The sequence below is a fragment of the Sphingomonas sp. KRR8 genome, from assembly GCF_023559245.1.
GTDB lineage: Bacteria > Pseudomonadota > Alphaproteobacteria > Sphingomonadales > Sphingomonadaceae > Sphingomicrobium.
Genome location: NZ_CP097462.1, coordinates 2,567,995 through 2,580,131, shown reverse-complemented (window position 1 = coordinate 2,580,131; position 12,137 = coordinate 2,567,995). Strand labels below are relative to the sequence as shown.

Genomic DNA, 12,137 nt, shown 5'->3' with positions numbered 1-12,137 from the left:
GCTAAGAAATCCAAGAAGGCCCCTGCGGCCAACCCGACCGAAGAGAAGTAATTCGTCATGGCACATAAAAAGGCTGGCGGCTCGTCACGGAACGGCCGCGACTCACAGAGCAAGCGCCTCGGCGTGAAGAAGTTCGGCGGTGAGCAGGTGCTCGCCGGCAACATCATCGTGCGTCAGCGCGGCACCAAGTGGTATCCGGGCAACAATGTTGGCCTGGGCAAGGACCATACCCTGTTCGCGCTGACCAGCGGACAAGTCGAGTTTCGCGACGGCCTGCTTGGCCGAAAGTACGTCCACGTGTCGGCGATTATGCCGACGATGGACGCCGCGGAATAGGGGTTGGTCACTGACAGGCCGTCCCCAGAGGGGCCGGCCCAGACCAACATCCGCACACCGGATTGAGGAAAGGGAGAAGAGGGAAGGCCCCTCTTCTCCCTTTCTTTTTCTTCTCCCGAAACTGTCACCGAGCCCGTCCATTGGGCTCGTCGAGTGGAGGGAAGACCAGTGTTCGCGAGAACCGAAAGACTGCTGCTGAGACCCGGCTGGGCCGAAGACGCTCCGGCGCTCGCCCAGGCGATCGCCGACGAGCAGATCGTCCGCAACCTGTCGGTCGTGCCCTGGCCCTATGGCCTGAAGGAGGCCGAAGCTTTCCTGGGTGCGCCCAAGGACCCGTGCCTGCCGAGCTTCCTGGCATTCGCCCGCACCAGCGCTGACCCGGAACTGGTCGGCGCTTGCGGTCTTGTCCGGCGCCCGACCGGGTCTGTCGAGCTTGGCTATTGGATCGCCCGCCCGCACTGGAACAACGGCTATGCAACCGAGGCAGCGACCCAGCTGATCGCGATCGCGCGCACGCTGGGCCTGCCGCGCCTGGCCGCCTTCCACTTTCTCGACAACCCGGCGAGCGGCCGGGTTCTCGAAAAGCTTGGCTTCACCCCCACCGGCCTCGTCGGGCCGCGCTACAGCTGCGGCCGCGCCGCGGAGGCACCGGCCCGGCAGCTCGCGCTCGGCTTGGCGCAACGGGCGGAGAAGCTTGCGGCATAGTTCGCCACCCCGGCCGTGCGCCGGGGTGTGCGTACTGATTGCTGATCAATGAGAGCGGATCCGTGAACGGGCTCCACCGCCGTCCATCAGGTCCGCGACGTTGAGTTAGAGAGCGCCGCGAACGCGCTTCTTGGGCGGCACCTGCAGGTAGGGATAGGTCTGCTCCCATCCCTTGATCAGCGCACGGTCATCCTCGTTCCACGGGTGGAACCCTGGCAGGAAGAACTTGAACCAGCCCCCGGCCACCTTCCGGAAGACGCCGGGCGAACCCCACATCTTCCACTGCAGCGTCCACCACACCTTGCGGCCGGTCAGGCCGTCCTGGCGCAACAGCTCCAGTGCGCCTTCCGTTCGGTGCTTCACGAAATTCTTCGTGACCAGCAGCATCATCATGGACTTGAGCTTCCAGCGCTTAAACCGCGGCATCTTCGCGGTCACGGCCAGCCAGGTGTCGTAAGCCACACCCTTGTGCTCGATCTCCTCCACCGCATGCCACCGCCACATGTCAGAGGTGGCCTGGTCCGCGCCGGCCAGGTGGCGCGGCGTCGCCAGCAATTCATGGGCGATGATGGCAGTGAAATGCTCCAGGCACATGGTCGACATGAGCCCGACGATCGGCGGCTTGGCCCGTAGCTCGACCAGGCTGTCCTCGACGGCCTGCTCGAGCGGCCGGAGGTCGAAGCCGGCATCCGTCGCACGCTTGTTGAAGGCCACATGCTCGCGGCTGTGAATCACTTCCTGCGTGGTGAAGGCCTTGATCTCGCCCGCCAGCCGTTCGTCGGCATGGTCACGAAATGCCCGCACCGTTTCGATGAAATTGGCCTCGCCCAGCGGGAAGGTCGCCGACAGGGCGTTATAGATGGCGGTCTCATAGGGATCGCCGTTCAGCCACCAGCGCGCTGTCCGTTCCTCTCGCCCGAACCGCAGGTCGCGGGGCGTGATGGTCAAGTCCGGCGGCGTCGGCGTCGTTCGGTTCAGGGTTGCAACGGTCATGAGCCTACTCCAAGCCTGTCCGGTCTTATCTGCGCATTGCTTACAAATATGTCAATAAAACCCCTCGCCCGTAAAAGAGTTTCGCCGGAGGAAAGCCGCGCCGCCGCACTGGAAGCCGCGCGCACCCTGCTGATCCGGGATGGCGCGGCGGCGGTGACCCTGCAGCGCGTGGCGATGATCGTCGGCCGAACCCACGCCAACCTGCTCCACCACTTCGGCTCGGCTGCGGGCCTCCAGCAGGCCATGGCCGAGGATATCGCCCACACCGTCTCAGCCTCGATCGAGGGCGCCATCGAGCAGCGCCGCCGCGGCGAGGCGAGCGAGCGTGACGTCATCGACGCCATGTTCGACGCCTTCCGCCGCGAAGGCGCGGGCGAGCTCATCGGCTGGATCGCGCTCACCCGCCAGCGCCAGGCACTTCAGCCGGTCATTGCCACCATCGAGCGGATCATCCGCACCATGCGGGCGGCGGGCGACCCGCGCCCGGTCGACCAGATGACGCTGGGCCTGACGCTCCTTGCCATCGGCGACAGCCTGGCCGGCGAGGAGATTGCACGCGCCTGCGGGTTGGATCGCGAAAAGGTCCGCGATGTCGCCATTCGCCAGATCGAAGCACTCGCCGGCGAGGCGCTTCGCCCCTAGGCCGGGCGGGGCAGGGTCGGCTCGCCCTCCAGCCAATTCGCCCCGCACGGCTCACCCGTCTGGATAGCGGCCAGCACGCGCAGCGTCTCGTGCGGGTTGCGGCCGACGTTCAGGCTGTTCACCGACACATGCTGGATCACGCCGGCAGGGTCGACGATGAAGGTCGCTCTCAGCGCGACCTGCTCACTGGCGTCGAGGATTCCGAGCGCCCGCGCCAGCACCCGCTCATGATCGGCAATCCACGGGAAATCCGCCGCCGCCAGTTGCTCGTCGGAACGACGCCAGGCGAAATGCTGCTCGGCGGTATCGGTCGATGCTCCAATCAACATCGCATCGTGCGCGGCGAAGGGACCCTTCAGGGCGCCGAAGGCCACGATCTCGGTCGGGCAAACAAAGGTGAAGTCGCGCGGCCAGTAGAATAGCACCCGCCACTGCCCTCGTGTCTCGCCCAGGTCGATGGTCTTCTCCGCGGGCGCCGCTGCGACCCCACGCTGCACCGGCACCACCAATGGTGGCAGGCGATCTCCAACCGTCAGCATCTCTTCTCCTCGTCACCCTGCCAGTGGCAGATGGTGCAATTCATCAATCACCCTGCTACTCATCGAGGAAAGCGATGAGCAACTACCTCCCCACCCTGCGCCAGCTGCAATATCTGGTCGCACTTCACGACCATGGCCATTTCGGCCGCGCTGCCGACGCTTGCTTCGTTACCCAATCAACCCTTTCCGCCGCCTTGCGCGAACTCGAAACCCTACTCGGCGCGATCATGGTCGAACGCACCCGCCGGGTGATCCGGTTCACTCCGCTCGGGCTGCGCGTGGTGGACAAGGCCCGCCAGGTGCTGCGCGAGGCGGAAGAGCTGGCCGATCTCGCCTCGGCCGAGCGCACCCCGCTGACAGGCGATCTTCGTCTCGGCGTCATCCCGACCATTGCCCCCTTCCTCCTGCCGACCCTGCTGCCGAAGCTGCGCGCCGAGTTCCCCGGCCTCAAGCTCTACCTGCGCGAAGAGACCAGCCAGGCGGCCTGCGACGGCCTTCGCCGTGGCCAGCTCGACTGCGTTCTGCTGGCGACGCCCTACCATTGCGGCGACGTCGAAGAGGCGGCGCTGTTCACCGACGAGCTGATGGTGGCGGTGCCCGCCGGGGAGGCCACGGGAGAGAGCATCGCGCCGGACGACATCGCCGCCGGTCGGCTGCTGCTGCTCGAGGACGGACATTGCCTCAAGGACCACGTCCTGTCCGCCTGCAATCGTCCCGACCTGCGCTCTTCGGCGATGATGCTTGGCACTTCTCTGCACACGCTGGTGCAGATGGTCGACAATGACCTGGGCGTCACGCTGGTGCCGCGGATGGCGGTGGAGGCCGGCCTGCTCGACGGTACCGGGGTCCGTGTGCGGCCACTGGCGGCGGATCACGCGAGCCGCACCATCGCCCTTGTCTGGCGGCGCGGCTCCGCCCGCTCCGCGGAGTTCCAGCTCCTTGCTGACGCATTGCGCCGCAACGCCAACCGGGCTGAGCAGCGCCAGGCTGCATAGGAAAGGGCCCGGAGGCATGTGCCTCCGAGCCCTCCTCACATCATGCCAGAAGCCTAGGCTCCGCGGTAGGAGCCGTCGCCGGCCTGGTCGGCCGAGACCTGCGCCTTGCCCAGCAGGTCGAAGCGGTCGGCGTTCATCACCTTGGTCCAGGCGGCGACGAAGTGCCGCACGAACAGCTCTTCATTGCCGCGCTCGGCATAGACTTCGGCGGTGGCGCGAAGCTGGCTGTTGGCTCCGAAGATGAGGTCGGTCCGGGTGGCCCGCCACTTCTCCTCACGACCCTCGCGCTTGTAACCGATGAACTCCTCGTCAGCGCTGGTGTCGACCACTTCCCAGAAGGTGTCGTTGTCCAGCAGATTGACGAAGAAGTCATTGGTCAGTTGCCCGACACGGTCGGTCAGCACGCCTTCCTTCTTGTTCTGGTAGGTCGCGCCGAGGACCCGCAGGCCGCCGACCAGCACCGTCATTTCCGGTGCGGACAGACCGAGCAGCGCCGCCTTGTCGAGCAGCAGCTCCTCCGTCTTCACGCTGTGCTTGGTCTTGAGATAATTGCGGAAGCCATCGGCCGCCGGCTCCATCACGTCGAAGCTCTCGACGTCGGTCCAGTCCTGGGTGGCATCGCCGCGGCCACCGCTGAACGGCACCTCGACGTTGAAGCCGGCGTCGCGCGCCGCCTTCTCCACCGCCGCCGTGCCGGCCAGCACGATGGCGTCCGCCATCGACAGGCTGCCACGCAGCTCCTCGAGCTTGGCAAGCACGCGGCCGAGCTCTTCCGGCTCGTTCACCGCCCAGTTGCGCTGCGGCTCCAGGCGGATGCGCGCGCCATTGGCGCCGCCCCGGTGATCCGACACGCGGTAGGAGGAGGCCGAGGCCCACGCCGTCTTGACCAGCTGGCTGATCGTCAGGCCCGAGTTCAGGACCTTGTCCTTGAACGCAGCGACGTCGGCGTCGGACGGCTTCGAACCCTGCGGCACCGGATCCTGCCAGATCAGGTCCTCGGCCGGCACTTCCGGTCCGAGGTAACGGACCTTCGGACCCATGTCGCGGTGAGTCAGCTTGAACCAGGCGCGGGCAAAAGCGTCCTTGAACGCCTCGTGGTCGTTGCGGAACTTCTCGCTGATCACGCGGAATTCCGGATCGACCTTCAGCGCCATGTCGGCAGTGGTCATCATGGTCGGGACCTTCTTGCCCGGCACATGAGCGTCCGGCGCCATGTCCTCTTCGCGCTGATTGATCGGCTGCCACTGCTGCGCACCGGCCGGCGAGCGGACCAGTTCATATTCATAGTCGAGCAGCAGGCGGAAGTAGTTCTCCGACCACTCGGTCGGCGTGTTGACCCACGCGCCTTCGATGCCGCTGGTGATGGTATGCTCGCCCATCCCGCTCTCGTGCGTGCTGGTCCAGCCAAGGCCCATCATCGCAATGTCCGCGCCCTCCGGCGCAGGGCCGACATGACTCGGATCGCCGGCGCCATGCGCCTTGCCGAAGGTGTGGCCGCCAGCGGTCAGTGCCACCGTCTCCTCATGGTTCATTGCCATGCGCTCGAAGGTGATCTTGATGTCGCGCGCGGACTGCAGCGGGTCGGGGTTGCCGCCCGGGCCTTCCGGATTGACGTAGATGAGGCCCATCTGGATCGCCGCCAGCGGGTTCTCCAGTTCCTTCTCACGGTCGGGCTGGATGCGGGTTTCGTCGGCCGCGACCCACTGCTCCTCGGCGCCCCAGTAGATGTCGCGTTCCGGCTCGAACACATCGCGGCGACCGCCGCCGAAGCCGAACACCGGTCCGCCCATGCTCTCGATGGCGACGTTGCCCGCCAGGATGAACAGGTCGGCCCAGCTGATGTTCTTGCCGTACTTCCGCTTGATCGGCCACAGCAGGCGGCGGGCCTTGTCGAGGTTGCCGTTGTCCGGCCAGCTGTTGAGCGGCGCGAAGCGCTGCTGCCCGCTATTGGCCCCGCCGCGGCCATCGGCGGTGCGGTAGGTGCCCGCCGCGTGCCAGGCCATGCGGATAAAGAAAGGACCGTAATTGCCATAGTCGGCCGGCCACCAGGGCTGGCTGTCGGTCATCAGCGCGGTGAGGTCGGCCTTCAGCGCATTATAGTCGAGCGCGTTGAACGCCTCGGCGTAATCGAAATCCGAGCCCAGCGGATCGGGCGAGCGCCCGCCCTGGTGGAGAATGTCGACGGGCAGCGCCTCGGGCCACCAATCCTTGTTCTGGCGACCCAGCAGCGAACGGGTCTGGCTTGGCTGGTGAATCGGGCAGCCGCCGGAAAGATCGCCGGTTTTCGCGTCCATGGAATCGTCACTCCTGTCAGGGTTTCTTGAGCTTGCCCTAGCTTGGGCTGCTCATCGACGGAAACAAACAATCTTCGTTGAAGTGAGCGACAAAACCGATTGAACGCCGCGCCGAAAGCCCGCCCCGAAGGTCACACCGAAGTTTCCATGTTTCCCCGGTATGGCAGGTTCTGGCGGCACCCTGCCGAGGGGAGGACGGCGAGGGCAACTGGTTCAGCTGTGACCCTGTCCATCTGGGCGGTCCCGTTTGCAGCAGAGACTCCCGGGCGCCACCCAAGCAGCCCAAACCCTATCGTTCAATCCATGTGCCTGAGGCCGAGGCGCAGATAGTCCCAGCCCGTGAACAGCGTCAGCAGCGCGGCCGCCCACAGGCTGAACAGCCCGACCGTGTGGATCCACGGCGCGTGGGGCACGCCGCCCGCGAGGATCAACGCGCCCAGCGACACCAGCTGGAAGGTCGTTTTCCACTTGGCCAGCTGGCTGACGGGAACCGAGACGTGCAGCGGCGCCAGGAACTCGCGCAGGCCCGAGACGATGATCTCGCGCAGCAGGATGGTCAGCGCGGGCAGGATGTGGATGCCGGCAATGATCGGATCCTCGCTCGCATGGCGGGTCGAGATCAGCATCACGATCACGGCGGCGATCATGATCTTGTCCGCGATCGGGTCGAGAAACTGGCCAAGCCGGCTGATCTGCCCATTCGCGCGGGCAAGATAGCCGTCGAAATAGTCGGTGATGCCGACAATGCAGTAAAGAACGAAGGTGACCAGATAGTCGACCGGAACCGGACGCCACAGCAGGAAGACGAGGATCGGCACCGCCAGGATGCGGGACAAGGTCAGCAGGTTTGGAAGCGACAGCACCGCCCTTTGTTATAGCGTTTGGTTCGACCCGCAAAGCTGGCTATGCCGGCGCCACTGCCGTTTGCCCCTGCGTTGGAGTTTCCCTACCGCCGTGATGCAGAATGTTACCCATCTGCTGCGTTCGCGGCGCTTCCTGCCACTGTTCGTCACGCAGTTCTGCAACGCCTTCAACGACAACCTTTTTCGTACGGCCATGATCATGCTGGTGATCTACGGCGTGTATCGGTCCGAAGCGCAGGAAGCGGCGTTCAGCGCCATCGCCGGCGGGCTGTTCATCCTGCCCTTCTTCCTGCTTTCGGCACTGTCGGGACAGTTGGCCGACGCGATCGACAAGACCCGGATCGTGCGCGCCGTGAAGAATGCCGAGATCGGGATCATGCTCGTCGGCGCCGGCGGCCTGATGCTCCACAACGTCCCGCTGATGCTGGTCGCGCTGACCGCCATGGGGGTCCACTCGACCTTTTTCGGACCCATCAAATATGCCCTCCTGCCCCAGCACCTGGAGGCGGACGAGGTGCTCGGCGGAACGGGCCTGGTCGAAGCCGGCACCTACATCGCCATCCTGGGCGGGACCATCCTGGGCGGCATCCTGGTCGTCGAGCAGTCGGACGGCAGCTACCATGCGGGCCTGGCCGCGGCGGGCGTGCTGGTGGTGGCGGTGCTCGGGCGTATCGCTGGGCAGTTCGTGCCGCCCGCCCCGCCGGTCGACGAGCCGGAGGACGAGGGCTTTCCGGCACGCGGGCTCGACTGGCACATCCTGCGCGCGTCGATCCGGCTGGTCCGCGCTACCCTGCACATCCCGCGCCTGTTCCTGGCGATCATGGCGATCAGCTTCTTCTGGGCGATCGGCGCCGTGCTCGCCGCGCAATTCCCGCCACTGGTCAAGAATGTGTTCAACGGGAGCCAGAGTGTCGCGACCCTGTTCCTGGCCATCTTCTCGGTCGGGGTGGCGGTAGGATCGCTGGTGATCAACCGCCTGCTCAAGGGAGAGGTGTCGGCGCGCTTCGCACCTGCCTCGGCGCTGCTGATGGGCGCGTTCGTGTTCGTGCTCTACCTGTTGGCGCGCACCTGGCCGCAAGGTTCGGGGTCGCTGATCGACGTGTCGGTCTTCCTGACGAACAAGAAGGCCTGGTGGGTCATCGCGACCCTGTTCGGGGTGGCGGTCGCGGGCGGCATGTTCGTGGTGCCGCTCTACGCGTTCCTGACCACCACCGTGCCAAAGTCGGAGACAGCGCGGACGGTCGCGGCGAACAATATCGTCAATGCCGGGGCGATGGTGCTTGGCGCCGTGCTGCTGCTGGGCCTGACCTGGCTGGGCGTGTCGATCGCCGGAACGCTGCTGCTGGTCTCGGCGGGGACGGTGGTTTCAGCCTGGCTAGGCTGGAAGCTCCACCTCGCCTGCGATTAAGAGATCCAGGCCGACACCACCACGAACGCGGCCGCATAAGCCGTCAGGAACAGCCTTGCGTCAGCCGAAAGCGTGATCGCCCGCGGCTGTGGCAGGGCCAGGGTGAAGGCACGGCCCCGGCCGAACTGGGCGGGTGCGGACAGGCGGACAAGTGGACGCATGCGCAATTCCTAACGCGACGTTTACCATTTCGGCAATTACGTCTGCGATGGGATGTGGGTCCGCGCGTCCCGAGCCGGGACAAGGGGAACGGTTCGCTGGCTTGATGAAGTGGGGAGCGGGCGGCGCCGACCGGCGCGGTTCCCGCTTTGCCGGGCGCGCGGCAGCGCTCCCGTCATGGTGGTGCGGGCGGCGGGACTCGAACCCGCACGCCTCAAGGACAGAAGATTTTAAGTCTCCAGCGTCTACCGTTCCGCCACGCCCGCACGGCTGTGCTCATCGGCAGCGGCGCCGCGCTGGTCAAGCGCTGGTTACTCGGCCTCGGCCGTCACCTCGGACAGGTTGAGACGCTCACGCATCTCCTTGCCCGGCTTGAAATAGGGAACGCACTTGGCGTCGACATCGACGCTGGCCCCGGTGCGCGGATTGCGGCCGACCCGGGCGTCGCGCTGGCGCGTCGAGAAGGCCCCGAAGCCGCGAAGCTCGACCCGGCCATTGTCGGCCAGCTGCTCCGTGATGGAGTCGAACAGGGCCGCGACCACGGTCTCGACCTCACGCTGGGTAAGGTCCGGGAAATCTCCACACAGCTTGTTGACCAGTTCCGACCGGATCATTCGCCGTCCTCGTCTTCGGTTCTTTGCCCAGAAAAGAAACGCTTACCCGGCATCGGGCAAGCTGTCAGGAAATTTCCGGCCGCGCAAGCCATTGCCCGCCGGCCGGAAGAAAGGGCGCGCCGCACTCGCATGCGGCGCACCCTGTCGCTTACTTCTTGGTCTTGCCCTGAGCTTCCTTGAGCGCCTGGCCAAGGATGTCACCAAGGCTCGCGCCGCTGTCGCTCGAACCGTACTGGGCGACCGCCTGCTTCTCTTCGGCGATCTGCAGCGCCTTGATCGAGAAGGTCGGCTTCTTGGACCGGTCGTAGCCGGTGACCAGGGCGTCGAACTTCTGGCCGACCTGGAACCGCTCCGGACGCTGCTCGTCGCGGTCGCGGCCAAGATCGTTGCGCTTGATGAAGCCGGTCGCGCCATCGTCGCCGATCTGCACTTCCAGGCCGCCGTCGCGGACCTCGAGGACGGTGACGGTGACCGTCTCGCCCTTGTTGGCGCCGCTGCCGGTGCCGCCGCCGACGGCCACGCCGCCGCGCTCGAGCTGCTTCATGCCGAGGCTGATGCGCTCCTTCTCGACGTCGACGTCGAGAACGACCGCCTGCACCCGCTCACCCTTGTGATGCAGCTGCAGCGCTTCCTCGCCCGACACGCCCCAGGCGATGTCCGACATGTGGACCATGCCATCGACGTCGCCGTCGAGGCCGACGAACAGGCCGAACTCGGTCGCGTTCTTGACTTCGCCTTCGACGGTCGAGCCCACCGGGTGCTTGTCCGCGAAATCGTGCCACGGATTGCTCTGGGCCTGCTTGAGGCCGAGCGAGATCCGGCGCTTCTCCTGATCGACCTCGAGCACCTTGACGTCCACCTCCTGCGAGGTGCTGACGATCTTGCCCGGGTGGACGTTCTTCTTGGTCCAGCTCATCTCCGAGACGTGGACCAGGCCTTCGATGCCCGGCTCCAGTTCGACGAAGGCGCCATATTCGGTGATGTTGGTGACGCGGCCGCGGAAGGTACCCTCGATCGGATACTTGGCAGCGGCGCCCTCCCACGGATCGCTTTCGAGCTGCTTCATGCCGAGGCTGATGCGCTGGGTCTCACGGTTGATGCGGACGATCTGCACCTTCACCGTGTCGCCGATGTTGAGCACTTCCGACGGGTGGTTGACGCGCTTGTAGCTGATGTCGGTGACGTGCAGCAGGCCGTCGATGCCGCCGAGATCCACGAAGGCGCCGTAGTCGGTGATGTTCTTCACCACGCCCTCGATCACCTGCTCTTCGGCCAGGCTCTGGATCAGGCCCGAACGCTGCTCGGCGCGGGTCTCTTCCAGAATAGCGCGGCGCGAGACGACGATGTTGCCGCGGCGGCGATCCATCTTCAGCACCTGGAAGGGCTGCGGCAGATCCATCAGCGGCTGGACGTCGCGGACCGGGCGGATGTCGACCTGGCTGCCGGGCAGGAACGCCACGGCGCCGCCGAGGTCGACAGTGAAGCCGCCCTTGACGCGGCCGAAGATCACGCCGTCGACGCGGTTGCCGGCCTCGAATTCCTTTTCAAGCTTGTCCCAGGCGGCTTCGCGGCGGGCGCGGTCGCGGCTGAGCATCGCTTCGCCGTTGGCGTTCTCGACCCGGTCGACGAACACCTCGACTTCGTCGCCGACCTTCAACTCGGCCTTCTGGCCGGGGAGGGCGAACTCACGCAGGGGAACCCGGCCTTCGCTCTTGAGGCCGACGTCGATCACCGCCAGGTCGTTCTCGATCCCGGTGACGGTGCCCTTGACGACGCGGCCCTCGAAGGCCTCGTTCTCGCCGCCAAGCGATTCATTGAGCATTGCCGCGAAATCGTCGCGGGTCGGAAAAGCCGCAGTGGCCATGAGATTCTTTCTTTCGTGCTCGGTCGGTTTGCCGCCAGCCGGACCAACAGCGGTCGGCTTTCCATCTGGCGGACCTGGCAAGCGTTGGGTCCAAGGCTCCGCCGGCACCATGCCGGACGAAGCACCGGACGAACGGCGAAGCACGAACAGCCCGGGACCGAGGGGGCCGCCAGCTTGATGCCGGGCGGCCTGCATGCTGGCGAGGGCCTCAAAAAGGCCCGGTGAGCACGCCGAAGGAACGGGCTGCCCGCGGATTTCACCACCCGTCAGGCAGGCGCGCCTTTAGCGCAGCACCTCCCCAGAGACAAGCGACGCCGCAGAAGTGTCAAGCTAGCTGATCACAGAGGCTTTCGCTTCAGCTTAAATTATGATTAATCCCGAACGACATCGCGGGGTTGTTCGTTCTCCGCCAAGCGTATGGAGCAGGAATGACGCGTGGACCGCGGGTCGGGGTTGAGTATCCGGCCATCCTCGTCGCCCGAGACGGGCATCAGTCGAAGGTGACCGTCAAGGATGTCTCCGCGCGGGGGTTCCGGCTGGAGCACTTCGACGATCTTCATGAAGGGGACGAGATCGAATTGCGCCTGGAAAAGGGCGAAACCGTGCTCGCCCGCATCCAGTGGACCTTGGGGAACGAGGCCGGCGGCCTGTTCCTCGACCCGCCGCCGACGGTGGATTGAGCCCCAGCGAACGGGCTTGGCGGGGGGCATCGGGAGGCCTAGATC

General features: G+C 65.8%; 13 protein-coding genes and 1 tRNA gene. 6 read left to right on the top strand and 8 right to left on the bottom strand.

The window, feature by feature from the left end; all coding sequences use genetic code 11:
- The first annotated feature begins 57 nt into the window (after positions 1 to 57).
- Positions 58 to 336, top strand: coding sequence for a 50S ribosomal protein L27 (rpmA, locus tag M8312_RS13075; protein ID WP_250118118.1), 279 nt, complete (start codon positions 58 to 60; stop codon positions 334 to 336).
- A 168-nt stretch (positions 337 to 504) separates the two neighbouring features.
- Positions 505 to 1,041, top strand: a complete 537-nt coding sequence (locus M8312_RS13070; RefSeq protein ID WP_250118117.1) for a GNAT family N-acetyltransferase — start codon at positions 505 to 507, stop codon at positions 1,039 to 1,041.
- Positions 1,042 to 1,146: 105 nt separating this feature from the next.
- Here the strand turns inward: M8312_RS13070 and M8312_RS13065 are convergent, their stop codons facing one another.
- Positions 1,147 to 2,034, bottom strand: a complete 888-nt coding sequence (locus M8312_RS13065; RefSeq protein ID WP_250118116.1) for a metal-dependent hydrolase — start codon at positions 2,032 to 2,034, stop codon at positions 1,147 to 1,149.
- A 48-nt stretch (positions 2,035 to 2,082) separates the two neighbouring features.
- Between M8312_RS13065 and M8312_RS13060 the strand changes: the two genes are divergently transcribed.
- Positions 2,083 to 2,676 (top strand): TetR/AcrR family transcriptional regulator, encoded by a 594-nt coding sequence (locus M8312_RS13060; protein ID WP_250118115.1) that lies wholly within the window; start codon positions 2,083 to 2,085, stop codon positions 2,674 to 2,676.
- Here M8312_RS13060 and M8312_RS13055 read toward each other — a convergent pair.
- Entirely contained in the window at positions 2,673 to 3,215 is a 543-nt protein-coding gene (locus M8312_RS13055; RefSeq protein WP_250118114.1) for a peroxiredoxin, read from the bottom strand. The two genes, M8312_RS13060 and M8312_RS13055, sit on opposite strands and share 4 nt — an antisense overlap.
- 74 nt (positions 3,216 to 3,289) lie before the next feature.
- Between M8312_RS13055 and M8312_RS13050 the strand changes: the two genes are divergently transcribed.
- Complete coding sequence (locus M8312_RS13050) at positions 3,290 to 4,210, top strand: hydrogen peroxide-inducible genes activator (RefSeq protein ID WP_250118113.1); 921 nt, start codon at positions 3,290 to 3,292, stop codon at positions 4,208 to 4,210.
- Positions 4,211 to 4,263: 53 nt separating this feature from the next.
- Here M8312_RS13050 and katG read toward each other — a convergent pair whose 3' ends face one another.
- Positions 4,264 to 6,504 carry a catalase/peroxidase HPI gene (katG, locus tag M8312_RS13045; RefSeq protein ID WP_250118112.1) on the bottom strand — a complete coding sequence of 747 codons (2,241 nt, stop codon included), beginning with the start codon at positions 6,502 to 6,504 and terminating at the stop codon, positions 4,264 to 4,266.
- A gap of 296 nt (positions 6,505 to 6,800) precedes the next feature.
- Positions 6,801 to 7,367, bottom strand: a complete 567-nt coding sequence (gene pgsA / locus M8312_RS13040) for a CDP-diacylglycerol--glycerol-3-phosphate 3-phosphatidyltransferase (protein ID WP_250118111.1) — start codon at positions 7,365 to 7,367, stop codon at positions 6,801 to 6,803.
- 94 nt (positions 7,368 to 7,461) lie between these two features.
- Here pgsA and M8312_RS13035 point away from each other — a divergent pair, with 94 nt between their 5' ends.
- Complete coding sequence (locus M8312_RS13035; protein WP_250119789.1) at positions 7,462 to 8,775, top strand: MFS transporter; 1,314 nt, start codon at positions 7,462 to 7,464, stop codon at positions 8,773 to 8,775.
- On the opposite strand, the gene M8312_RS13030 is transcribed toward M8312_RS13035, so the two are convergent.
- From M8312_RS13030 to rpsA, 4 genes are all read right to left on the bottom strand, one after another.
- Positions 8,772 to 8,936: a hypothetical protein gene (locus M8312_RS13030; protein WP_250118110.1), complete on the bottom strand. Its 165-nt coding sequence runs from the start codon at positions 8,934 to 8,936 to the stop codon at positions 8,772 to 8,774. The genes M8312_RS13035 and M8312_RS13030 overlap by 4 nt on opposite strands.
- A gap of 179 nt (positions 8,937 to 9,115) precedes the next feature.
- Positions 9,116 to 9,200, bottom strand: a tRNA-Leu gene (locus tag M8312_RS13025).
- A gap of 45 nt (positions 9,201 to 9,245) precedes the next feature.
- Complete coding sequence (locus M8312_RS13020; protein WP_250118109.1) at positions 9,246 to 9,548, bottom strand: integration host factor subunit beta; 303 nt, start codon at positions 9,546 to 9,548, stop codon at positions 9,246 to 9,248.
- 148 nt (positions 9,549 to 9,696) lie between these two features.
- Positions 9,697 to 11,412, bottom strand: a complete 1,716-nt coding sequence (gene rpsA / locus M8312_RS13015; RefSeq protein WP_250118108.1) for a 30S ribosomal protein S1 — start codon at positions 11,410 to 11,412, stop codon at positions 9,697 to 9,699.
- Positions 11,413 to 11,840: 428 nt separating this feature from the next.
- Between rpsA and M8312_RS13010 the strand changes: the two genes are divergently transcribed.
- On the top strand, positions 11,841 to 12,092 hold the full coding sequence (locus M8312_RS13010) for a PilZ domain-containing protein (RefSeq protein WP_250118107.1): 252 nt from the start codon (positions 11,841 to 11,843) through the stop codon (positions 12,090 to 12,092).
- Positions 12,093 to 12,137: the final 45 nt, after the last annotated feature.